Here is a 22,204-nt window from a genome sequence, read left to right as displayed (position 1 = left end):
ACATCCTGACCAACTGTCCTCACTCCGATCCCTTCTGATCGTCCTAGGCTAAAAACCAAGGCCACGATCAAGGAGGATCATCATTGCCAGAGCTCAAACATGCCCATCGATTGCGCAACGGACGCTATTCGGAAACTGGGCAGATTTATCTACTGACGGCCGTAGTGCTCAATCGAGAACCGCTGTTCCACGACTTCAAGTGTGGGCGTTCGGTGGTCGACGCCTTTAGAACGGCTGAGCGAGAAGGCTTCGCGGACTCACTGGCCTGGGTCGTCATGCCGGACCATTTCCATTGGCTGATCGAGTTACAAAACACTCAACTGCCCACGTTGATGGCTCGGACCAAATCACGCATTGCAGTGACGCTGAATCGTGCGATAGGGCGCCAAGGTCCCGTTTGGCAACACGGGTATCACGATCGCGCAATCCGAAAGGAAGAGGATTTGCAGGCTGTTGCTCGATACATCGTGCGCAATCCGATACGTGCGGGATTGGTTTCGAAGGTTGGGGATTATCCGCTGTGGGATGCGATTTGGTTGTGATTTCAAAGACGCCTTCGCGGGCAAGCCTCGCTCCTACAGGTTCACGTCGATTTCGAAATCAACGCAAAACCCGTAGGAGCGAGGCTTGCCCGCGAAAAGGCCGGATTAGCCACCGCCAATTCCTGACCCCGCCAACGATTTCAACGCCGCCTTACGCTCAAGCACCGGCAACCCACCCAACCGCTCCACCTCGGCATAAAACCTCACCCAATCCCCATCAACCTGCTTGAACAACGCCGCAAACGCCGGCACCCACTGGTCATACAAACCAAATGGCAGCAGCTTGGCGTTGTTCATTGGCGCATTGATCCACGCGTCATAGCGTTTATCGCCAGCCCATCGGGTATCACGCATCGTCCGATAATCACGGCGTAACCGTTCGAACTCCGCGGCTTTGCGTTGGCGCATCTGCTCGGCAGCCAAGGGTTGTGCGTAGAGGCGTTCCAGGCGTGCGCGGGTGTCCAGAATCAGTTGAGTGAGCTGATCACGCTGTTGCATCAGTGCGCCATTGTCCGGGGCGAGCCCGCGACTGGCACGCCATTGGCGAGTGCCTTCCTGCTCGACAAACGTGGCAAAGGATTCGTTGAACTCAGTGTCGTCCTTCACATAAAAACGTTGATGGGCCAGCTCATGAAAGATCAGCGTGGCCAGCCGCTCGTCGCCCCAGTTCATCATCGAGCTGATGATCGGATCGTTGAACCAACCCAGCGTCGAGTAGGCCTCGACCCCGCCAATTGACACGTCCATGCCCTTCAGTCGCTGCAATGCCGCTTCGCCCCTGGCCGCGCTCTGGCTGTAGTAGCCGCGATAGGCGACGCACCCGGCGATGGGAAAGCAATGGTTTTGCGCCTTGAGGGAAAATTCCGGCGTGGCGAAGACATTCCAGACGACATACGGCCGGCCAATGTCGGCGTACAGACGGTAACTTTGGTTATCCGGCAGGTGCAGATGCTCGCTGGCGAATACCCGGGCCTTTTGCGACTGGGCCAGATGCGCACGCAGTTTTGGATCGCGTTGGGGATCGGCAATCACTTGGGAAACCGGCTCCCGGACTCGCAGCAATTGCAGCTGACCCTCGGCCAATTGGCCGTAGTAGCTGACGCTGGTGCAACCGTTGAGCAACAAAAACAACACACCCGGAAACAAAACGCGCAAAACGCGATCAAGTAACCCAAGGCTTGGAAGCGGCCTGATCAAAATAAGAACATCCCTGGAAAGTCTGCCCACAAGACTATCCCGCCACACTGGAGCTCCGCTATGCGCAAGTTGATGCTGACAGGGGGCCTGCTGATGCTGGCCGGCTGTGCCGGATTCGGAATGCCCGACCCGGACCCGAACCAGGCGTGGATCGACCTGAACTCAAAACAGGAAGATGCCGCTCTGCAAGCGCTGAAGGTCGATGACAAGGCCGCCACCGACAAACGCTACTTCGAAGTGCAGCCCGGCAGCCATGAATTGAAGGTTCGCTACCAATTCGCGGTGCAGCCCACCAACATCGGCACCGACGCCGAGCCGCTGTGGCGCGATTGCCAGTTGAATGTGAAATTCAAGGATTTCAATGCCGGTGAGCGTTATCAACTGCAAGCGGGGAATATCGGCTTCCGGCCGTGGGCCAAGCTCTACGACCAGCAGCGCAACGTGATCGGGCAGGGCACACCGGCAGGCTGCCAACGCACGTGATCGGCGTTATGCTGAATGCCCAATCCTCGGGACATTCATCATGCGCAGGTTCTTGCTATTGCTCAGTGCGGGCGTTATCGCCGGTTGCGTGAGCCCGTTGCCCAGCGTCAATCCGCAGATGGCGTGGATTGACCTCGCGACCCCGACGCCGGGCGGCAAATTACTGATGGCGGAGCGTTTGGATAATCAGCGCCTGACTGATGGGCGATTCTTCCAGGTAACGCCTGGCAGCCACGAACTGACGGTGCGTTTCGATTTTGAAACGTTCGCCGGAGGGCTGGGCATGCTGAGCGATCCGCAGGAGCGGCTGTGTTATATGACCGTGCCGTATGATCACTTTGAAGCCGGCCAGCGCTATCGCCTGGAGGGGCGCTCCCTGTCCTTTACCCCGAGCGCCCGACTGGTGAACGCCAAGGGCCAGATTGTGGCCACGGAGCGGCAGATCAACTGCGTGCCCTAGGCCAATCAGCGATCGTTCTTTTGGTAGATGATGGCTTTGGTGCCGTTCTCACAGGTGCCAACGACCATGGCGGCGTCGTGCTTGTCGGCTTCTTCTTTCGTGACAATCTCCAATGTGTAGGAGGGCACAGCTTTGGCCTGAATCTTCACTTCAATCTCTTTCTTGAGGTCTTCACAGGATTTCGGTTTCGCCAGGGCCGAAGTGGCCAGCGCGCAACAGATAATCGCCAAGGCAAAACGTTTCATGGTTGAAGCTCCTTGAAGCAGCGCGCAGGGTGCTGCGCTTCAGACTGCTGTCATTTATTCGAACACCATTGTGCCTGCCGGGTTTTGTTCTGAGACAAAAAAGATCGCAGCGTTCACCAGCCCCAAGTCATCTGGAGCTGCCGAAGGCTGCGATCTTTTCGTCTCGACGCCGTTTTAGCTGACTAGCGTGGCATCCAGGCTGATCTTCGCATTCAGCACCTTGGACACCGGACAGCCTTCTTTGGCCTTGTTGCTCAGCTCTTCAAACTGCGCCTGGGTCGCCCCGGGGATTTTCGCCTTAAGGATCAGTTTCACTGCGGTGATCGCAAAACCACCGTCTACCTGATCCAGCGTGACCTCGGCATTGGTATCGATGCTGTCAGCCTTGAGGCCGGCATCGCCGAGGATCATCGAAAACGCCATGGAGAAACAGCCCGCATGGGCCGCGCCGATCAGCTCTTCGGGATTGGTGCCCTTGCCGCCTTCGAAACGGGCCTTGAAGCCGTAGGGCGCTTCTCTGAGGACACCGGTTTCCGTGGAAATCGAGCCGATGCCGGTTTTCAGATCACCTTCCCAATGAGCCGATGCTTTCTTCGTGATAGCCATGTCTGCCTCCTCAAGATCCGGCGCGGAATGTCGCGCCTTCGTGGTTTTCGGTTGCTAAGGGTTCTGAGGATAGAAGACTTGGCAAAGTTCATCTTGTCGGATCAAACCGCTTATCTGGCAGGCAAATTCAGGTCTGCTATTGAAACTCGGGTATATGCCCTCATTGCATAGGGAACGCCTTTAGACTCGGCAGGTTTTCGTTCGTGAAAAAACCTGCGCCCCCATTGGAGAAGCAGGTTTATGAAACGATTGTCCGATATCAAATACTCCACCCTCGACCTGGTGCCCGTGCGCGAGAACGGCAGCGCGGCCCAGTCGCTGCGCAATTCCCTGGACCTGGCGCAGCATGTTGAAAAATTTGGCTACACCCGCTTCTGGGTCGCCGAACACCACAACATGGATGGCATCGCCAGTTCCGCGACCTCGGTGCTGCTCGGCTATCTGGCGGGCGGCACCTCGACCATTCGTGTCGGTTCCGGCGGCGTGATGCTGCCCAACCACGCGCCTTTGGTGATTGCCGAACAGTTCGGCACCCTGGAAAGCCTGTACCCCGGCCGTATCGACCTGGGCCTGGGCCGCGCACCGGGTTCCGATCAGATGACCGCCCGCGCGTTGCGTCGTGAGCGCTCCGGCAGCGCCGACGAATTCCCGGAAGACGTGGCAGAACTGATGCGCTACCTCGGCCCACGCACGCCGGATCAGCGGATCATCGCGATGCCGGGGACCGGCACCAACGTCCCCGTCTGGTTGTTGGGTTCGAGCCTGTTCAGCGCGCAACTGGCCGGTGAGCGCGGTTTGCCCTACGCCTTCGCCTCGCATTTCGCACCGCGTTTCATGCACGAGGCGATTCGCGTCTATCGCAATCATTTCAAGCCTTCGGCGGTGTTGGACAAGCCCTACGTGATGCTCGGCGTGCCACTGGTGGCGGCCGACACCGACGAACAGGCCGATTACCTGGCAACGTCGGTCTACCAGCGGATTCTTGCGCTGATGCGTGGCCAGAGCCTGGTGCAGCGTCCGCCGGTGAAAACCATGGACGGCCTGTGGCTGCCCCATGAGAAAGAAGCGGTCGGCGATTTCCTCGGCCTGGCCATGGTCGGCAGCCCACAGAAAATCCGCGCCAAACTGGAGGTGCTGATTGAGCAGACCCAGGCTGACGAGCTGATTTTCACCAGCGACCTGTATGAACATGCCGATCGCGTGCATTCCTACGAGTTGCTGGCGCAGGCGATGAAGGGCTGACGCTCAAACTGCGGGCATAAAAAAGCCGACGCTGATACGTCGGCTTTTTCATTCTTGAAGGAAATCAGCCACGCTTGTAGACGATTTCCTTGGAGCCTTTTTCGCACTTACCAACGACTTTGCCGTCGGCAGCGGCGCCTTTATCGACGATTTCCAGTGTGTAATTCGACGCGCCTTTGGCATCGATTTTCGCTGCGATTTCGGCTTTGAGCTCTTCGCACGACTTGCCGTCAGCAAAGGCTGTTCCTGCAAGGCTCAACAAACCTACTGCCAAAATAAACTTCTTCATCGGTTGCATTCCCTGGTCGGATCAATAGGGGCCCCCGGCATTCAGCCAGGTGCACACATGTAGCGCTTTGCCATTCCCTATGGCACTCGGCCAGCGCGCAAGTTCAGAAGACTAGCTCAAACTCAGCTGCTGGCAATCCGGAACCCGACTTTCAACGTCACCTGGAAGTGCGCAGCCTTGCCGTCCTTGATGTGCCCGCGGGTTTCGGTCACTTCGAACCATTCCAGATGCTTGAGGCTTTTGCTGGCTTCGGCCAGCGCGTTGTTGATCGCATCTTCGATGCTGGTAGGGGACGAGCCGACCAGCTCGACTTTCTTGTAGGTGTGATGGTCAGTCATGGCGTTCTCCTTGGGGTATGAAATACAGCCTAGCAGTGATTTTTCGTATTACTTCTGTCGGTCATTCCCACAGCAAAGTTCAGATTTACTGCACTTTCTCAAACCCCTGAAGTCCCAACCAACACACGCTACTCATCACCAATGAAGGAGAGCCACCATGGCCAACACCTCTTTACGTAAAGCCTCATTGCAAAGCATGGAAGCCGAGATCGAGAGTCTTCTCAAGTCGCTGGAAAACCTGAAGGACGACGCCTCGGACGAGTCGCGTAAAACCCTCAAGGCGTTGAAAGCCAATGCCGAGAGCGCGCTGAAACATTCGCGTCATCTGCTCAGCGATGCTTATGAAGAAGTCAAAGTGAAAACCCGCGAAACCGGGATCGCCACTCGAGACTACGCCCAGGAACACCCTTGGACGACAGCCGGTGTCGCGGTTGGCGCACTGGGTTTGCTCGCGGCTTACCTGTTGTGCAAACGCGGCGACTAATCCGCTTGGCGAAGCTCGTTCTTGAGCCACTGCGCCAGTTGCCGAGCGCGCCCATCCGCGGCGCGCTTGGGTAGCCAAAGCGCCAGTTGCGCCGGGGTTTCACAAAAACCCCATGGCGCAACCAGGCGACCGGCCTTCAAATCCTCGGCCACCAGTGGTTCAGGGGCAATCGCCACACCCAACCCTGCCACCGCCGCTTCCAGCAAATAATACAAATGCTCGAAACCCTGCCCGAACTTCAACGCCTTGGCGTCGAGGCCGCTTTGCTGTGCCCAGCTCGGCCAAGCCTGAGGGCGCGATGTGGTGTGCAACAGCGGCTCGGTCATCAGCGCACTGGCTGGCGCCTGTTGTAGCCGTTCGTAACCGGCGAAGCGAGGGCTCATGACCGGGCCGATGCGTTCACTGGCCAGTTCGTAGACCTGCATGTCCGCCGGCCAGGGAGGCTCGGCAAATACCAGCAAGGCGTCCAGCCCCGGCCGCCGAGGGTCAAGATCGCCTTCCCCGGCCGACAGGTGCAGGCGCAGGTCCGGCAAGTCCGCATTCAATCGTCCCAGGCGCGGAATGAACCAGCGCGCGAGCAAACTCCCGGAGCAGCCAAGCACGAACGGTGCATCGGCGGTGCTTTGGGTCAATTCGGCACATACGGTGCGCAAGCGCTCGAACGCTTCAGTGCTGGCATCGCGCAAACGAATGCCGGCATCTGTGAGTTTAAGGCCACGCCCGTCCTTGATGAACAGGCTGACGCCCAAGTGTTCTTCCAGCACCTTCAGTTGCCGGCTGACCGCGCCATGGGTGACGTGCAGCTGTTCGGCAGCCTGGCTGACGCTGTTCAGGCGGGCAGTGGCTTCGAAGGCCCGAAGGGCGTTCAGCGGAGGGAGGTCGTGGCTCATGGGATCTGTGAGTTTTCCTGACAGGTTGCGGCGATCTTATCGGTTTTCAGGCCGGGACGTCAGGGGTAGAGTGAGCGTCATTGTCATCACACGAATCCCACTGGAGCGACCCATGACCCAGACTAATCTGCGCAACGGCCCCGACGCCAACGGCCTGTTTGGCTCGTTCGGCGGCCGTTACGTCGCCGAAACCCTGATGCCGTTGATCCTCGACCTGGCCCGTGAATACGAACTGGCCAAGGAAGATCCTGCCTTCAAAGAAGAATTGGCCTACTTCCAGCGCGACTATGTCGGACGTCCAAGTCCTCTCTATTACGCTGAACGCCTGACCGAGTTCTGCGGCGGCGCGAAGATTTACCTCAAGCGCGAAGAGCTGAACCACACCGGCGCGCACAAGATCAACAACTGCATCGGCCAGATCCTGCTGGCGCGGCGCATGGGCAAGAAACGCATCATCGCCGAGACCGGCGCCGGCATGCACGGCGTGGCGACCGCCACCGTGGCCGCGCGTTTTGGCCTGGATTGCGTGATCTACATGGGCACCACTGACATCGAACGTCAGCAGGCCAACGTGTTCCGCATGAAGCTGCTGGGCGCCGAAGTGATCCCGGTCGTGGCCGGCACCGGCACCCTGAAAGATGCAATGAACGAAGCCCTGCGAGACTGGGTGACCAACGTCGACAGCACCTTCTATCTGATCGGCACTGTTGCGGGTCCACACCCTTACCCGGCGATGGTTCGTGACTTCCAATCGGTGATCGGCAAAGAAACCCGTACTCAGTTGCAAGACCAGGAAGGCCGCCTGCCAGACAGTCTGGTGGCGTGCATCGGCGGTGGTTCCAATGCCATGGGCCTGTTCCACCCGTTCCTGGATGACAAGAGCGTCGAGATCATCGGCGTTGAAGCCGCCGGCTACGGTATCGAAACCGGCAAACACGCGGCCAGCCTGAACGGCGGCGTACCGGGCGTGCTGCACGGCAATCGCACCTTCCTGTTGCAGGACGACGACGGTCAGATCATCGACGCCCACTCGATCTCCGCCGGCCTCGACTATCCGGGCATCGGCCCTGAACACGCCTGGTTGCATGACATCGGCCGCGTCCAGTACACCTCGGTGACCGACGACGAAGCCCTCGACGCGTTCCACAAATGCTGCCGCCTGGAAGGGATTATTCCTGCGCTGGAAAGCGCCCATGCCCTGGCCGAAGTGTTCAAGCGCGCACCGAAGCTGCCGAAGGATCACCTGATGGTGGTCAACCTGTCCGGCCGTGGCGACAAAGACATGCAAACCGTGATGCACCATATGGAACAATCGAAGCAGGAGAAACACTGATGAGCCGCCTGCAAACGCGTTTTGCTGAACTTAAAGAACAGAACCGCGCTGCGCTGGTGACCTTCGTCACCGCCGGCGATCCGAGCTACGACACCTCGCTGGCGATCCTCAAAGGCTTGCCGGGCGCTGGTGCCGACGTGATCGAATTGGGCATGCCCTTCACCGACCCGATGGCCGACGGCCCGGCAATCCAGTTGGCCAACATCCGCGCCTTGGGCGCCAAGCAGAACCTGGCGAAAACCCTGCAAATGGTTCGCGAGTTCCGTGAAGGCAACACCGAGACGCCGCTGGTGCTGATGGGTTATTTCAACCCGATTCACATGTATGGCGTGCCGCGTTTCATCGCGGATGCCAAAGAGGCTGGTGTCGATGGTTTGATCGTGGTCGATCTGCCGCCGGAACATAACGGTGAGCTGTGTGACCCGGCTCAGGCTGCGGGCCTGGACTTCATCCGTTTGACTACGCCGACCACCGATGATGTGCGCCTGCCGACCGTGCTGAACGGCAGCTCCGGCTTCGTCTATTACGTGTCGGTTGCGGGTGTGACCGGTGCGGGTGCGGCAACGTTGGAGCACGTCGAGGAAGCGGTGGCGCGTCTGCGTCGCCATACCGACCTGCCGATCAGCATCGGTTTCGGTATCCGTACACCGGAGCAGGCAGCGGCTATCGCTCGTCTGGCGGACGGTGTGGTGGTGGGTTCGGCGTTGATCGATCACATCGCCAATGCCTCGACGCCGGACCAGGCCATCGACGGCGTGCTGAGCCTTTGTGCGGCGTTGTCCGAGGGCGTGCGTAAGGCCCGGGTCAGTTGAAGGTAAAGTTCTTGATACAGAGGAATTAGCGCCTCGCCGCACACACTAATCAGCAAGACCGAGGGATTCAGAACATCGTTCTGAATCCCTTTTTGCTGTATGTGCAGTGAGGAAACCCCCGATGAAAATGCCGAAACGTCTGATTGCCAGCCTGGGCGTACTGATGCTCAGTGCGACCCCGTTGCTGCACGCCAGCGCCGACCAGCGCGACGATCACGACCACGGCGGCCCGCAGCAGGGCCAGTACGATAACCGCGGCAACGATCATGGTGATAATCGTGGCAATGATCACCGTGGCCCGCAGGACAACCATCGTGGCGGCCCTCCGCCACGGGACTTTGGCCCGGTGCGTCAGAGCATTCACGATAATCACGGTTATTTCGTGCGCGGTGCGCCGCCACCTCCAGGTATTCGCCTGGAACGTGGTCGGCCGTTGCCTCATGGCTATTACGGTGAGCGCCTGGATAATCGCGCGTTGTCGCATCTGCCGAATTACCAGGGCTACGAATGGCGTCGTGCCGGTGGCGACATTGTGTTGATCGCGGTGGGGACAGGGATTGTTTATGAGATTCTGGATAACGTGTTGAATTAAGGGGGTGTTCGGCACAGCGCATTGCGCGTTGTGCCGCAAAAAAGTTCGCAGCCTTCGGCGGCTCCTACGCACCTGTGGGCGCTGCCGAAGGCTGCGATCTTTTGCTTTTCTATCAGGGCAGCTCCAACCCGCCCGCCGCCTTGTGCAACGCCCGCAAATGCTCGCCAACCTGCTTCAGGTTGGCTTCATTGGCCGCAATCTCCGCCGCACGGCTCGGTTCCAGCAATGCCCGCACTTCCTTGTCCAGATCCCCGGTCAGCGATTGCAGCTGTTTCTGGCGCAGGCTGCTTTCCGCCTCCAGTCGCGCCGACTCGCTTGGCTGGGGCAAACCATAACCGCCAGAGCCGAGCAATTCGGCGGGGCGGCTGAGGAAGCCGCTGTTGGCGAGAATCTGCTGCAAGGTCGCGTTGGCCTTGTCCATGCCGCCGTTCTTCAGTTCGCGAGCCCCCAGATAGCGCTGCTTCACTTCATCCTGAGCCAACTGGAGCTGGCGACGGAAACTGGCCTGCTCCAGCAACAGCAACGCCGCACTGGTGCGCAGGTCCGCCTGGTCGATCCATTGCCGACGTTCTTCAGCGCTCAATGACAGCCAGTCTTCGACGGTGGTCTGTTTGATCGGCAAGTGCTTCTTCAGCACTTCGAACATCGCTTGATAACGATCGCGGAAGGAGTCGAAGCGATAGCCCAGGCGCAAGGCCTCGCGCGGGTCGTCGAGTACGCTGGTGTCCGCCAGTCCGCGACCCTTGAGCACTTCCAGCAAGCCGTTGGGCATGATGCTGTCCAGACCCGTCAGTTGCGCGTTGTTGCTGCCGCTGCGCAGCAGTTTCAGGCTTTCCACCGCGCAGTTGTTGGACAGGAAGAAGTAGTTGCCGTCGTAGCTCCAGTGCATCTCCGCCGCGTGTTCCACCACTTCCTCGATCTCGGTGCGCGACAGGTTCAATGGCACCGAAGCGAGGCTGCGCAGTTCGGTCTTGGTGTATTCATCGATGACTTGGGCCAGGGGCAAGACAAACAGGCGCGACGGGTATTTGCCGACGAGGCCGTCCCAACTCGACAGCTGCACGTCACCGACGAAAGCGCGGTAGGACAGCACCAGGTGCTGATCCAGGTCCAGTCGGCAATCCGGCCCGCGTGGACGGCCCGGCGCGCAGATCACCAGGCGCAACATGCTGTGGCCCCAGCGGCTGACCCAGTTCTGGTTGGCTTCAGCCAGCAGGTAGTCGACGGCGTAAACCCGCTCCGGGTCGACCTGGCCCAGCGGTGTCTTGGCGAAGTCGTTGCCGGCATTCAGGAAGGCGAAGGTTTTGGCGCAAGTGTCCTTGGCGGCAGGCGCCCAGCCGAAATGTTCCTTGTAGTAACGGTACAGCGCGGGACGACGGCAGGCATAGCTTGGGTCGAGGAGGAAATACTCCATGTTGACCGCCACGAACTCCTTGGGATTGGTCGTCTCGTAGAGGTCCGGGCTGCGGGCGACTTGCCGGTTGTGCGCTTCGCGTTCGCCACGACGGCCGACGTATTGCGGCCAGCCGGCCAGGTCCAGCAGTCGTGGGTCATCACTGAGGGTAAAGCGGCGTGCTGTCTGGCCGCGGCATTGATCGGGAATGCCGATCAGCCCTGAGCTGCTGTTGCGTCGATTGCAACGCTGGATCAGCGTGCGCTCGGCGTCTGGCCACAGGCGCGCGCGGTCATAAATATGGGTGAGTTCGTGCAGGACCGTGGCGAGCATTTCCCGGCGCACGGTGCCGTGGGGGCGATACGTCTTTTTTGTCGCGGCGCTGCCGTCGGTGAGGCTGGCGAGTAGATTGCGATTCAGATCGAGCTCGGACACCAGGGACGCCTGGCCGTAGGCGTTACTGGGCATGTCGTCGGTCCAGCCGACATCGATGCGCCGATCCAGTTGCTCGACGAAACGCGGCGGCAGCGCCTGCATGGCTTCATCAAGCAGCGCCTGGCTGGCCTGCACTTGCGCGGGGCTCAGACCGTCGGTCTTGAGGCGTAGTTGCAGGCTGGCCTGGGCGGTGTTGCCGAGCAGCAACACCATCCCGGCCAGCAGCCAGACGCTAAGCGACCTCACAGTGCGAGGATGGCTTCGGCGAGAACCTGGTCACTGGCATCGCGGGCTTCCGGCACGCGGGTGCGCAAGGTATTGAAGGCCGCTTCCAGGTGGGCGCCACGAATATCACCATCGCTGGCGATGAAACTGGCCGCATCGTCATGGGCTTCGCGGACGATTTTCGAATCGCGAATGGACGTGGTGGTATCGGACGTGAAGTCGAGTGTGCGCTGGGTGGCGCGAATGAGGATATTACTGGTGGCAACCAGGGTGTGTGCCTGGGCCACGTCGGCCAACAACAGCAGGCCAAGGGTGGCAGCAATCAGCGGGCTACGCATGGAACGACTCCGGAGGAACGATGATAACTATTGGACGAGAATTGCCTGTGCCAGTTCAAGGTCGCTGGCATGAAGTTTTGGCTGGGTCCGACGCAGGTAAACCAGGGCGGATTCCAGTTGCGCTCCTCGCAGTTGGCCGTCACTGGCGATGAAAGCCGCGGCGTCATCCTGAGCGGCGATCAGCAGTTTATGGTCGAAGGGCGCGGAGGTCACCATGCTTGTGGCGTAGCCACTGACGACAGTGCCTTGTGTAGACAGGTTGAAGGCATCGAAGGCATGGGCCGAGCCCGACCAGGAGGCCGCAATAATCACTTGCGTGAGTAACAGATTTGAAAGAAACCGCATGGGACTCGATAGCTGAAAGCGAGTCCCAAGGCTAGCGCAATGCCCGGACTAGAGCCAGCGCCGAAACATCGGGACACGATGGGCGTGCCCCGTCGTTCAGCTGACGTTCAGATCGCCAGGATGGCTTGGGCAATCTGTGCATCAGTAGCGTTCAACTGAGGCAATTGGCGGTGAATCTCATCGATTGCACTTTCCAGTTTCACACCACGAATGTCACCGTTGCTGGCGACAAAGCTGGCGGCGTCATCACGAGCAGCACGTACGATTTTGTTATCGCGCAGTGAAGAAGAGGCGTCGGAGGTCGCATCGGAACTGGATTTGAGGGCGCCGACTACGGCGTCGGTGGTCACGATAAAACTGGAGGCGTGGGCATTGGCAGCCACGGCGAGCAGGGCTGCGGCGCTCAGCAGACGAAGACGGGACATGGGGTAGCTCCTTTGGATAAACCGATTGAGAGGTGGCGCAGTGTCTGGTTGATCAGACGCCTGCTGGGAAGCGTTCGCCACGTTCTGATTGGATATTAGGCCGGTGAGGATGAATTCGAATAGCCCATCTAGATGAAACGGCCGCTCCTTTGAAGGTGTACTGCTGCATTTTCGTAATTTTAAAACTGTACCTGTATGGCTTTTTCCGGGTCCTGAAACGACAAAACCCGTCGTGGTTTCCCACGACGGGTCTTGTTTGTTCAATTCGGGTGCTGGCGGTGGACCCTACAGGTCAGGGCCAGCGACGCTAACTTAGCGCCAGAACGGCTTGCTCAGCTCTTCGTAGCGTTGTGCTTCGCTAATCCCGGCATCAGCCAGCAGACGCGAATCCAGACGAGCCAGTTGATGGCGGCTGGTAATGCGGCGCTGCCACAACATCAGGTTGGCGATAACGCGAAGAGGCATGGAAGCCTGGGTTTTTGCAGCAGTGTCTTCGAAGAACAGTTCGGAACTGAGTGTACGTTCCATGGTTAGCATCCTTCCGCTTGTGGCGGGATTAGGTAGTGGTTTAACTGATGCCAATGATCCTCTCGTTTGGCCAGACTCCCTAGATACAGTTCACTTGTATTGTGAGAGACCAGTTAACTGTTTACAGGGGGTGTACTGGTCGTAATTGAGGCAACTGTACCTGTCGGCACTAATAAGGTGCATTTTCCACCGAGGCGTTAGGAAATGTAGGCAAAAGCCGTAGGAAACGACCAGTACAGCAGTACAGTTTTTTACAGAAGAGTGTGTTGCACGTACCAGCTGACGCAACTGTGTGTGCGTCAGCTGTGTTTTTGTTCAATCAGGCCTTAAGCATCCGCCCGGTTTCTTCCAGGTTGATGTGCCAACTCAGGGCATCGCGCAGGATGTGCGGGGTGTGGCCACCGATTGCACAGGCCGCCGTGAAGTAGTCATTCAGGGCTTCGCGATAGTCCGGGTGCACACAGTTGTCGATGACCACCCGAGCCCGCTCCCGCGGCGCCAGGCCACGCAGGTCGGCCAGGCCGATCTCGGTCACCAGGATGTCGACGTCATGTTCGGTATGGTCAACGTGACTGACCATCGGCACCACGCTGGAAATCGCGCCACCCTTGGCGATCGACTTGGTGACAAAGATCGACAAGTGCGCGTTGCGCGCGAAGTCCCCCGAACCACCGATGCCATTCATCATCCGCGTGCCGCAGACGTGGGTGGAGTTGACGTTGCCATACAGATCAAACTCCAGCGCTGTGTTGACGGCGATGATACCCAGGCGCCGAACCACTTCCGGGTGGTTGGAGATTTCCTGAGGACGCAGCACCAGCTTGTCCTTGTAATGCTCCAGGTTGCCGAACACATCGGTATTGCGTCGTGCCGACAACGTGATCGAACTGCCCGATGCAAAGCTCAGTTTGCCGGCGTCGATCAGGTCGAAGGTCGAATCCTGCAACACTTCGGAGTACATGGTCAGGTCTTCGAATGGCGAGTCGATCAAGCCGCACATCACCGAGTTGGCGATGGTGCCGATCCCGGCCTGCAGCGGACCGAGCTTGTTGGTCATGCGCCCGGCCGCGACTTCCTGCTTGAAGAAGTCGATCAGGTGATCGGCGATGGCCTGGGTGTCGGCGTCCGGCGGCAGCACAGTGGAAGGCGAGTCGGATTGGTTGGTGATCACGATTGCCACGATCTTGTCCGCAGGGATCGGGATTGCAGTGCTGCCAATCCGGTCATCGACCTTCACCAGTGGAATCGGCGTACGGGTCGGGCGGTAGGTCGGGATATAGATGTCGTGCAAACCCTCCAGATTCGGGTTGTGCGCCATGTTGATCTCGACAATCACGTGCTTGGCGAAGATCGCGAAGCTGGCCGAGTTGCCCACCGACGTGGTCGGCACGATATGGCCCTGCTCGGTGATCGCCACGGCTTCAATCACCGCGATGTCCGGCCGCGTGAGTTGCTGGTTGCGCAGCATCTCGACGGTTTCCGACAGATGCTGGTCAATGAACATGACTTCGCCGGCGTTGATCGCCTTGCGCAGGGTGCTGTCTACCTGGAACGGCATGCGCCGCGACAGGACGCCAGCTTCGGTCAGTTGTTTATCGAGGTCGTTGCCCAGGCTCGCGCCGGTCATCAGGGTGATTTTCAGCGGGGTGATTTTGGCGCGTTCGGCCAGTGCGTGGGGCACCGCCTTGGCTTCACCGGCGCGGGTGAAACCGCTCATGCCGACGGTCATGCCGTCCTCAATCAGAGCGGCAGCGTCAGCGGCGCTCATCACCTTATCCAACAACGAAGGCAAGCGAATACGATCACGGTACATGGATTGTTATCTCGGGCAACGAAAGCAAGGTACGCAGTCTAGTGATTTGAAAAACATCCGTCCCGCTACCATGGTCGAATGCCAAGCCCTGATTTAGAGCCTTTGGTCGGGTTTCACGGGAATAAAAAAACCCCAGCCTACTAAAGGCTGAGGTTTTGGGTATTGCGTTGGAGCAGGTTTTACTCGACAGCTTTAACCATGTCTTCGATGACTTTCTTGGCGTCGCCAAAAACCATCATGGTTTTGTCGAGGTAGAACAGTTCGTTGTCCAGACCGGCATAACCGCTGGCCATCGAGCGCTTGTTGACGATGATGGTCTTGGCCTTGAACGCTTCGAGAATCGGCATGCCGGCAATCGGCGATTTCGGATCGTTCTTCGCGGCCGGGTTGACCACGTCGTTGGCGCCCAGCACCAGCACCACGTCGGCCTGACCGAACTCGGAGTTGATGTCTTCCATCTCGAACACCTGGTCGTAAGGCACTTCGGCCTCGGCCAGCAATACGTTCATGTGGCCAGGCATCCGACCGGCCACCGGGTGGATCGCGTACTTCACGGTCACGCCGCGGTGGGTCAGCTTCTCGGTCAGCTCTTTGAGCGCGTGTTGCGCCCGTGCTACCGCCAGGCCGTAGCCTGGAACGATGATCACGGTGTCGGCGTTGGTCAGCAGGAAGGTCGCATCGTCAGCCGAACCGGATTTCACCGGACGCGCTTCTTTCGAACCTGCCGGACCCGCCGCGTCCGCGGTGTTGCCGAAACCGCCGAGCAACACATTAAAGAAGGAGCGGTTCATCGCCTTGCACATGATATAGGAGAGGATCGCACCCGACGAACCCACCAGCGAACCGGCGATGATCAGCATCGAGTTGTTCAGCGAGAAGCCGATACCCGCCGCTGCCCAGCCGGAATAGCTGTTGAGCATCGAGACAACCACCGGCATGTCCGCGCCGCCGATCGGGATGATGATCAGCACACCCAGCACGAAGGCCAGGGCCAGCATCAGTGCGAAAGCATTGAGGTTGCCGGTCAGCATGAAGGTGACGCCCAGTGCCAGCGTTGCCAGGCCCAGCACCAGGTTTAGTTTGTGCTGGCCACCGAACTGTACCGGTGCGCCCTGGAACAGGCGGAACTTGTACTTGCCCGACAGCTTGCCGAAGGCGATTACCGAACCGGAGAAGGTGATGGCACCGATGGCCGCGCCGAGGAACAGCTCCAGGCGGTTACCGGCAGGAATCGCATCACCCAGTTGCTTGACGATACCCAGCGACTGCGGCTCAACCACGGCAGCAATGGCAATGAACACCGCCGCCATACCGATCATGCTGTGCATGAAGGCAACCAGTTCCGGCATCTTGGTCATTTCGACGCGCTTGGCCATGATCGAGCCAGCGGTGCCGCCGACCAGCAGGCCAACGATGACGTAACCGATGCCGGCAGTGGCCAGCTCAGCGCCCAGCTTATAGATGAGGCCGACAGTGGTGAGGATCGCCAGCGCCATGCCGAGCATGCCGTAGACGTTGCCGCGCCGCGACGTGGTCGGGTGCGACAGGCCTTTGAGGGCCTGGATGAAGCAGATCGACGCGATCAAGTAGAGCGTCGTGACAAGGTTCATGCTCATTACTTGGGCGCCTCTTCTTTTACGACTTTCGGGGCTTTTTTCTTGAACATCTCAAGCATCCTGCGGGTGACCAGGAAGCCACCGAACACGTTTACCGCTGCCAGGGCCACGGCGAGGGTGCCCATGGTCTTGCCCAGTGGTGTCACGGTCAAAGCCGCTGCCAGCATGGCGCCGACGATGACGATCGCGGAAATGGCGTTGGTCACCGCCATCAATGGCGTGTGCAGTGCAGGTGTAACGTTCCAGACCACGTGATAACCGACATAAATCGCCAGCACGAAGATGATCAGGTTGTAGATACCGGGGGAGATAAGCTCTTCCATCGTCTGAATCCCTGCTTAGGCGTTTTTGCGGATGACTTGGCCGTCGCGGCACATCAGGCACGCGGCGACGATGTCGTCTTCGAGGTTCACTTCGAACTGGCCTTCTTTGTTGAAGACCAGCTTCAGGAAGTCCAGCAGGTTGCGGGCGTACAGCGCCGAAGCGTCTGCCGCGACTTCACCAGCCAGGTTGGTCGGGCCACAAATGGTTACGCCATTCTCGACGACGACTTGATCGGCCACGGTCAGCGGGCAGTTGCCGCCCTGGGCGGCGGCGAGGTCGATGACTACCGAGCCTGGCTTCATCTGCGCCACGGTTTCCGCGCTCAACAGTGTCGGTGCCTTACGGCCCGGGATCAGTGCGGTGGTGATGACGATGTCGGCTTGTTTGGCGCGTTCGTGCACGGCCAGGGCCTGACGTTGCATCCAGCTTGCGGGCATAGGCCGCGCGTAGCCGCCGACACCGACAGCGCATTCGCGCTCTTCGTCAGTCTCGTAAGGCACGTCGACGAACTTGGCGCCGAGGGATTCGATTTGCTCTTTTACCGCCGGACGTACGTCAGACGCTTCGATCACTGCGCCCAGGCGTTTCGCCGTGGCGATCGCCTGCAAGCCCGCCACGCCAGCGCCGAGAATCAGCACGCGCGCCGCTTTCACGGTACCCGCAGCGGTCATCAGCATCGGCATGAAGCGTGGGTAATAGTGAGCGGCGAGCAGCACGGCTTTATAGCCGGCAATGTTCGCTTGCGAGGAGAGCACATCCAGGCTTTGAGCGCGGGAGGTACGCGGCGCTGCTTCCAGTGCGAACGCGGTAATGCCGCACTCGGCCAGTTTGGCGATGGTTTCATTGCTGAACGGATTGAGCATCCCCACCACAACGGTGCCGCTTTTAATCAGCGCCAGCTCGCTGTCGCTGGGGGCGACCACCTTGAGAATCAGCTCGGCACCAAACGCATCGTTGGCGCTGCCAATGGTCGCGCCTGCCGCTTCATAAGCACTGTCGACAACGCTGGCTTTGACGCCGGCGCCGCTTTGTACAGTGACCTTATGACCCTGGCCGATCAACTTTTTGATGGTTTCCGGGGTTGCAGCAACCCGTGTTTCACCCGTCTGGGTTTCGAGAGGAACACCAATGTGCACGTCAAATCTCCTGCGTGATCTTATTGAGTAAACCCAGGCACTTCGGATGGTGCGGCTGGGGCGGCCGATCAGCACGATCCCGCCAAATCAGGGCGGGGCGCGGCATTTTGCAGGCGAACTTTGTGCCCTTCAAGGGATTATGACGGGTGACGGAAAATTAACTACAAGTCACCCCGTGACCGAATGTCGCAACCAACCTGTTCAATCCCTTGCAGGCCGTGCCTTGTAAGGAGTCTGGTCGAAATTGAAGAATTTCCACATCGGCGCGGTGAATGAGTGGTCATTGCTTCGAAATAGAGGCTCAAGGCCACGTCTTCAGGCACTTGTGGGACGTTTGTACTGCTTGTCGGTACAGTCTATGGATATGCGACAAATACTTATATCTGTAGTGTTTTGTTTTTATTGACTACGAGGTCAGTTAATAGCTAAAAGCCTCTATCCTTCTAGGCTGTAGCTGTGTGCCTGGTTTACCAGCCAGTCGCGAAAAGCCCTTAAAGATGCCGATTCGACCTTCCGCTCAGGAATCATCAGGTAATACGCCTTGATGCTCGATAGCGCCTGAGTATTGGCAATCACCAGGCGCTTCTCCGCCAATTCACGCTGGATCAGAAACGGCGGAATCAGTGCGATCCCCATGTCGTGCATGGCTGCCTGGGCGAGCATGGAGAATAGCTCGTAACGCGGGCCTGTCATGTCGCGGGGGATATTCAGGTTCTGAAAGTTGAACCATTGGCGCCAGGCATAGGGGCGGGTGGTTTGCTGCAACAAGGGTAATTCCGCGATTTCAGTGGCTGTCAGATTTGTCTTATTGCCCAGTAGGGCGGGGCTGCACACCGGCATCGGGTTTTCTCCCATCAGTCTGTGGGATTCGGTACCGGACCAGTCCGCATCGCCGAAATAGATCGCCGCATCGAATTCGGTGTCGGCAAACAGAAAGGGGCGGGTGCGGTTGGTGAGGTTGACGGTCACCTCGGGGTGCTTGTGCTGAAAGTCTTTGAGTCGCGGCAGCAGCCATTGGGTGCCGAAGGTCGGCACCACCGCGAGTTCGATCACGTTGGCGCCTTGCTGGCCCATCACTGACAACGTGTCCCGCTCAACCGCATCGAGTTGCGTGGCCACCCGACGGCTGTAGGAAAGTCCGGCTTCGGTCAGCTTCACTCCGCGCCGGGAGCGTCGGAACAGTTCGACGCTGAGGAACTCCTCCAGGCTGGCGATCTGTCGGCAAATCGCTCCTTGGGTGAGGGAAAGTTCCTGTGCAGCCTTGGTAAAGCTCTCATGGCGCGCTGCCGCTTCGAAGCTGATCAGGGCGGTGGTGCTGGGGATTTTCCTGCGCATGTACGTGAACCTCACTAATACATCGCATTAATGACCTTGCGCGATGCTTCGGAGTGAGAAATTAGCACAACAGTATGCGAAATCCTCGTTTGCCGTGACGCCGAACGGGGCCTAGGATCAGTTCACGTTATTTGACCCGATTCGAGAGGACACACTCATGGGCGGTAAAGCTAGCTTCAACTGGATCGATCCCCTGCTGCTGGATCAACAGCTCACCGAAGAAGAGCGCATGATTCGCGACACCGCCGAGCAGTTCGCTCAGCAGAAACTCGCGCCGCGTGTTCTGGAAGCTTTCCGCCATGAGAAGACCGACATCGCGATCTTCCGTGAGATGGGCGACGTGGGTTTGTTGGGCGCGACCATTCCTGAGGAATACGGTGGCAGCGGCCTGAACTACGTCAGCTACGGCCTGATCGCCCGTGAGGTCGAGCGCGTCGACTCCGGCTATCGGTCGATGATGAGCGTGCAATCTTCGCTGGTGATGGTGCCGATCAATGAGTTCGGTACTGAAGCGCAAAAGCAGAAGTACCTGCCGAAACTCGCTTCGGGCGAGTGGATCGGTTGCTTCGGTCTGACAGAGCCGAACCACGGTTCCGACCCGGGCGCGATGATTACTCGTGCACGAAAAGTGGAAGGCGGCTACAGCCTGACCGGCAGCAAGATGTGGATCACCAACAGCCCGATCGCCGATGTGTTCGTGGTCTGGGGCAAGGACGACGCCGGCGACATCCGTGGCTTCGTACTGGAGAAGGGCTGGAAAGGCCTGAGCGCTCCGGCGATTCACGGCAAGGTTGGCCTGCGTGCGTCGATCACGGGCGAAATCGTCATGGACAACGTGTTTGTTCCTGAAGAAAACATCTTCCCGGATGTCCGTGGCCTGAAAGGTCCGTTTACCTGCCTCAACTCCGCACGTTACGGCATCTCCTGGGGCGCGCTGGGCGCCGCCGAGTTCTGCTGGCACACCGCGCGTCAATACACCCTGGATCGTCAGCAGTTCGGTCGCCCATTGGCCGCCACTCAGTTGATCCAGAAGAAGTTGGCCGATATGCAGACTGAAATCACCATGGCGCTGCAAGGCTGCCTGCGTCTGGGTCGCATGAAGGATGAAGGCACGGCTGCGGTCGAGATCACTTCGATGATGAAGCGCAACTCCTGCGGCAAGTCCCTGGACATCGCGCGCATGGCTCGCGACATGTTGGGCGGCAACGGCATCTCCGATGAATTCGGGGTGGCTCGCCACCTGGTCAACCTGGAAGTGGTGAATACCTACGAAGGTACGCATGACGTGCACGCGCTGATCCTGGGTCGCGCGCAGACCGGCATCCAGGCGTTCTATTAATAGGAGAACGGCAATGGGCGCGCTTTCGCATTTACGGGTACTGGATTTATCGCGGGTGCTGGCCGGGCCTTGGTCCGGGCAGATCCTGGCGGACCTTGGCGCTGAGGTGATCAAGGTCGAGCGCCCGGGCAATGGCGACGACACGCGCGCCTGGGGACCTCCGTTCCTGAAAGACGCCTATGGCGAGAACACCAGCGAGGCCGCTTATTACTTGTCGGCCAATCGCAACAAGCAATCGGTGACCATCGACTTCACTCGGCCTGAAGGCCAGAGGCTGGTGCGCGAGCTGGCAGAGAAGTCGGACATTTTGATTGAGAACTTCAAGGTGGGCGGTCTGGCGGCTTATGGGCTGGACTATGAATCGCTCAAGGCGATCAACCCGAATCTGATTTATTGCTCGATCACCGGGTTTGGTCAGACCGGGCCCTACGCCAAACGTGCGGGCTATGACTTCATGATCCAGGGGTTGGGTGGCTTGATGAGCCTGACGGGGCGGCCTGAAGGTGATGAGGGTGCCGGGCCGGTGAAAGTCGGTGTAGCGCTGACGGACATTCTGACCGGGCTCTATTCGACGGTGGCTATATTGGCGGCGCTGGCGCATCGGGATCATGACGGTGGAGGTCAGCACATTGATATGGCATTGCTGGATGTGCAGGTGGCATGCCTGGCTAACCAGGCGATGAACTACCTGACTACCGGCAATGCGCCGAAGCGCTTGGGGAATGCGCACCCAAACATCGTGCCTTATCAGGACTTTCCTACGGCGGATGGCGATTTCATCCTCACCGTGGGTAACGACGGGCAATTCCGCAAGTTTGCCGAGGTGGCGGGGCAGCCGCAGTGGGCGGATGATCCGCGTTTTTCTACCAACAAGCTGCGGGTGGCCAATCGGGCGGTGCTGATTCCGCTGATTCGTCAGGCGACAGTATTCAAGACGACGGCTGAGTGGGTGTTGCAGCTGGAGCAGGCTGGCGTGCCGTGCGGGCCGATCAATGATTTGGCGCAGGTGTTTGCTGATCCGCAGGTTAAAGCGCGTGGGTTGGCTATTGAACTGCCTCATGTGCTGGCCGGGATGGTGCCCCAGGTGGCGAGTCCGATTCGTCTGTCCGAGACGCCTGTGGAGTACCGCAATGCGCCTCCGCTATTAGGGGAACATACGCTGGAGGTTCTGCAGCGGGTATTGGGTTTGAGCGCTGGTGCTGTGGCTGCTCTCAAGCAAGACGGAGTGCTCTGAAGGTTTCTTCTATATAGAGGGAGCGGTTTTGCTCTTCTATATATAGCGCGAGCGGGGTGTTTTCCGGCTTTCTGCAAGTTATTGATAGAAAAGCCAAATCAGTGCTTGACGGCAGATTCTGGAAGTCTATAATTCGCCCCACTTCCGGCGCAGTCGAAACGGAAAACTCCTTGGTAAACAAAGAGTTACGCAGTTTTCGACAGCG

26 protein-coding genes are annotated in these 22,204 nt (G+C 59.0%); 10 read left to right on the top strand and 16 right to left on the bottom strand.

Going from position 1 to position 22,204, the window contains the following annotated elements; genetic code table 11:
• Positions 1-83 precede the first annotated feature (83 nt).
• Entirely contained in the window at positions 84-542 is a 459-nt protein-coding gene (locus ACZ89E_RS22155; RefSeq protein ID WP_476256458.1) for an REP-associated tyrosine transposase, read from the top strand.
• A 105-nt stretch (positions 543-647) separates the two neighbouring features.
• Here the strand turns inward: ACZ89E_RS22155 and ACZ89E_RS22150 are convergent, their stop codons facing one another.
• The gene (locus tag ACZ89E_RS22150) at positions 648-1,739 is read right to left on the bottom strand and encodes an aminopeptidase (RefSeq protein ID WP_476256457.1); all 1,092 of its coding nucleotides are present in this window, start codon (positions 1,737-1,739) and stop codon (positions 648-650) included.
• A gap of 60 nt (positions 1,740-1,799) precedes the next feature.
• On the opposite strand from ACZ89E_RS22150, the gene ACZ89E_RS22145 reads away from it, so the two are divergent.
• Together ACZ89E_RS22145 and ACZ89E_RS22140 are read left to right on the top strand one after the other, a co-directional pair.
• Positions 1,800-2,222, top strand: a complete 423-nt coding sequence (locus ACZ89E_RS22145) for a PA0061/PA0062 family lipoprotein (protein WP_476256456.1) — start codon at positions 1,800-1,802, stop codon at positions 2,220-2,222.
• Positions 2,223-2,262: 40 nt separating this feature from the next.
• Positions 2,263-2,682, top strand: a complete 420-nt coding sequence (locus ACZ89E_RS22140; RefSeq protein WP_429528218.1) for a PA0061/PA0062 family lipoprotein — start codon at positions 2,263-2,265, stop codon at positions 2,680-2,682.
• Between the two features lie 5 nt (positions 2,683-2,687).
• Here the strand turns inward: ACZ89E_RS22140 and ACZ89E_RS22135 are convergent, their stop codons facing one another.
• Both ACZ89E_RS22135 and ACZ89E_RS22130 read right to left on the bottom strand, forming a co-directional pair.
• Positions 2,688-2,927: a DUF1161 domain-containing protein gene (locus ACZ89E_RS22135; RefSeq protein WP_476256455.1), complete on the bottom strand. Its 240-nt coding sequence runs from the start codon at positions 2,925-2,927 to the stop codon at positions 2,688-2,690.
• A 174-nt stretch (positions 2,928-3,101) separates the two neighbouring features.
• Positions 3,102-3,533 carry an OsmC family protein gene (locus tag ACZ89E_RS22130; protein WP_008152515.1) on the bottom strand — a complete coding sequence of 144 codons (432 nt, stop codon included), beginning with the start codon at positions 3,531-3,533 and terminating at the stop codon, positions 3,102-3,104.
• Between the two features lie 240 nt (positions 3,534-3,773).
• Here ACZ89E_RS22130 and ACZ89E_RS22125 point away from each other — a divergent pair, with 240 nt between their 5' ends.
• Positions 3,774-4,775: an LLM class flavin-dependent oxidoreductase gene (locus ACZ89E_RS22125; RefSeq protein ID WP_476256454.1), complete on the top strand. Its 1,002-nt coding sequence runs from the start codon at positions 3,774-3,776 to the stop codon at positions 4,773-4,775.
• Positions 4,776-4,839: 64 nt separating this feature from the next.
• Here the strand turns inward: ACZ89E_RS22125 and ACZ89E_RS22120 are convergent, their stop codons facing one another.
• Positions 4,840-5,064, bottom strand: a complete 225-nt coding sequence (locus tag ACZ89E_RS22120; RefSeq protein ID WP_476256453.1) for a DUF1161 domain-containing protein — start codon at positions 5,062-5,064, stop codon at positions 4,840-4,842.
• A gap of 122 nt (positions 5,065-5,186) precedes the next feature.
• Positions 5,187-5,402 carry a dodecin gene (locus tag ACZ89E_RS22115; protein WP_054047931.1) on the bottom strand — a complete coding sequence of 72 codons (216 nt, stop codon included), beginning with the start codon at positions 5,400-5,402 and terminating at the stop codon, positions 5,187-5,189.
• A gap of 157 nt (positions 5,403-5,559) precedes the next feature.
• On the opposite strand from ACZ89E_RS22115, the gene ACZ89E_RS22110 reads away from it, so the two are divergent.
• A complete protein-coding gene (locus ACZ89E_RS22110) occupies positions 5,560-5,886 on the top strand; it encodes an ElaB/YgaM/YqjD family protein (protein WP_008027738.1) in 327 nt (108 codons plus the stop codon).
• Here the strand turns inward: ACZ89E_RS22110 and ACZ89E_RS22105 are convergent.
• Positions 5,883-6,776, bottom strand: coding sequence for a LysR family transcriptional regulator (locus ACZ89E_RS22105; protein ID WP_149661889.1), 894 nt, complete (start codon positions 6,774-6,776; stop codon positions 5,883-5,885). The two genes, ACZ89E_RS22110 and ACZ89E_RS22105, sit on opposite strands and share 4 nt — an antisense overlap.
• A gap of 112 nt (positions 6,777-6,888) precedes the next feature.
• Between ACZ89E_RS22105 and trpB the strand changes: the two genes are divergently transcribed.
• The 3 genes from trpB (at position 6,889) to ACZ89E_RS22090 (ending at position 9,513) form a co-directional block, all read left to right on the top strand.
• Positions 6,889-8,109 carry a tryptophan synthase subunit beta gene (trpB, locus tag ACZ89E_RS22100; RefSeq protein ID WP_149661888.1) on the top strand — a complete coding sequence of 407 codons (1,221 nt, stop codon included), beginning with the start codon at positions 6,889-6,891 and terminating at the stop codon, positions 8,107-8,109.
• Entirely contained in the window at positions 8,109-8,921 is an 813-nt protein-coding gene (gene trpA / locus ACZ89E_RS22095; protein WP_123408454.1) for a tryptophan synthase subunit alpha, read from the top strand. Before trpB ends, trpA begins: the two co-directional genes overlap by 1 nt.
• Before the next feature lie 121 nt (positions 8,922-9,042).
• Complete coding sequence (locus tag ACZ89E_RS22090) at positions 9,043-9,513, top strand: anti-virulence regulator CigR family protein (protein ID WP_476256452.1); 471 nt, start codon at positions 9,043-9,045, stop codon at positions 9,511-9,513.
• A gap of 112 nt (positions 9,514-9,625) precedes the next feature.
• On the opposite strand, the gene ACZ89E_RS22085 is transcribed toward ACZ89E_RS22090, so the two are convergent.
• The 10 genes from ACZ89E_RS22085 to ACZ89E_RS22040 all read right to left on the bottom strand — a co-directional run bounded on the left by ACZ89E_RS22085 (position 9,626) and on the right by ACZ89E_RS22040 (position 19,426).
• Complete coding sequence (locus ACZ89E_RS22085) at positions 9,626-11,554, bottom strand: DUF7844 domain-containing protein (RefSeq protein ID WP_476257069.1); 1,929 nt, start codon at positions 11,552-11,554, stop codon at positions 9,626-9,628.
• A gap of 29 nt (positions 11,555-11,583) precedes the next feature.
• Positions 11,584-11,904 carry a DUF2388 domain-containing protein gene (locus ACZ89E_RS22080; RefSeq protein WP_149661885.1) on the bottom strand — a complete coding sequence of 107 codons (321 nt, stop codon included), beginning with the start codon at positions 11,902-11,904 and terminating at the stop codon, positions 11,584-11,586.
• A 27-nt stretch (positions 11,905-11,931) separates the two neighbouring features.
• A complete protein-coding gene (locus tag ACZ89E_RS22075) occupies positions 11,932-12,249 on the bottom strand; it encodes a DUF2388 domain-containing protein (protein ID WP_149661884.1) in 318 nt (105 codons plus the stop codon).
• A 107-nt stretch (positions 12,250-12,356) separates the two neighbouring features.
• Positions 12,357-12,674, bottom strand: a complete 318-nt coding sequence (locus ACZ89E_RS22070) for a DUF2388 domain-containing protein (protein WP_149661883.1) — start codon at positions 12,672-12,674, stop codon at positions 12,357-12,359.
• 312 nt (positions 12,675-12,986) lie between these two features.
• The gene (locus ACZ89E_RS22065) at positions 12,987-13,202 is read right to left on the bottom strand and encodes a DUF1127 domain-containing protein (RefSeq protein WP_030129620.1); all 216 of its coding nucleotides are present in this window, start codon (positions 13,200-13,202) and stop codon (positions 12,987-12,989) included.
• A 319-nt stretch (positions 13,203-13,521) separates the two neighbouring features.
• Positions 13,522-15,015 (bottom strand): acetyl-CoA hydrolase/transferase family protein, encoded by a 1,494-nt coding sequence (locus ACZ89E_RS22060; protein WP_463259001.1) that lies wholly within the window; start codon positions 15,013-15,015, stop codon positions 13,522-13,524.
• A 179-nt stretch (positions 15,016-15,194) separates the two neighbouring features.
• Positions 15,195-16,631, bottom strand: a complete 1,437-nt coding sequence (locus ACZ89E_RS22055; protein ID WP_463259002.1) for an NAD(P)(+) transhydrogenase (Re/Si-specific) subunit beta — start codon at positions 16,629-16,631, stop codon at positions 15,195-15,197.
• A complete protein-coding gene (locus ACZ89E_RS22050; RefSeq protein WP_007947884.1) occupies positions 16,631-16,954 on the bottom strand; it encodes an NAD(P) transhydrogenase subunit alpha part 2 in 324 nt (107 codons plus the stop codon). The genes ACZ89E_RS22055 and ACZ89E_RS22050 overlap by 1 nt, the downstream gene beginning before the upstream one ends.
• A 15-nt stretch (positions 16,955-16,969) precedes the next feature.
• The gene (locus tag ACZ89E_RS22045; protein ID WP_149661880.1) at positions 16,970-18,091 is read right to left on the bottom strand and encodes a Re/Si-specific NAD(P)(+) transhydrogenase subunit alpha; all 1,122 of its coding nucleotides are present in this window, start codon (positions 18,089-18,091) and stop codon (positions 16,970-16,972) included.
• Between the two features lie 435 nt (positions 18,092-18,526).
• On the bottom strand, positions 18,527-19,426 hold the full coding sequence (locus ACZ89E_RS22040; RefSeq protein WP_476256451.1) for a LysR family transcriptional regulator: 900 nt from the start codon (positions 19,424-19,426) through the stop codon (positions 18,527-18,529).
• A gap of 157 nt (positions 19,427-19,583) precedes the next feature.
• Here ACZ89E_RS22040 and ACZ89E_RS22035 point away from each other — a divergent pair, with 157 nt between their 5' ends.
• Positions 19,584-20,765 carry an acyl-CoA dehydrogenase gene (locus ACZ89E_RS22035; RefSeq protein WP_133835126.1) on the top strand — a complete coding sequence of 394 codons (1,182 nt, stop codon included), beginning with the start codon at positions 19,584-19,586 and terminating at the stop codon, positions 20,763-20,765.
• 13 nt (positions 20,766-20,778) lie between these two features.
• On the top strand, positions 20,779-21,999 hold the full coding sequence (locus tag ACZ89E_RS22030; RefSeq protein WP_476256450.1) for a CaiB/BaiF CoA transferase family protein: 1,221 nt from the start codon (positions 20,779-20,781) through the stop codon (positions 21,997-21,999).
• The last annotated feature ends 205 nt before the right edge of the window (positions 22,000-22,204 follow it).

It is taken from the genome of Pseudomonas sp. TE3899 (assembly GCF_056279105.1).
Note: the sequence above shows the minus strand (reverse complement) of the source record. Positions and strands in the feature narration are given on the sequence as shown.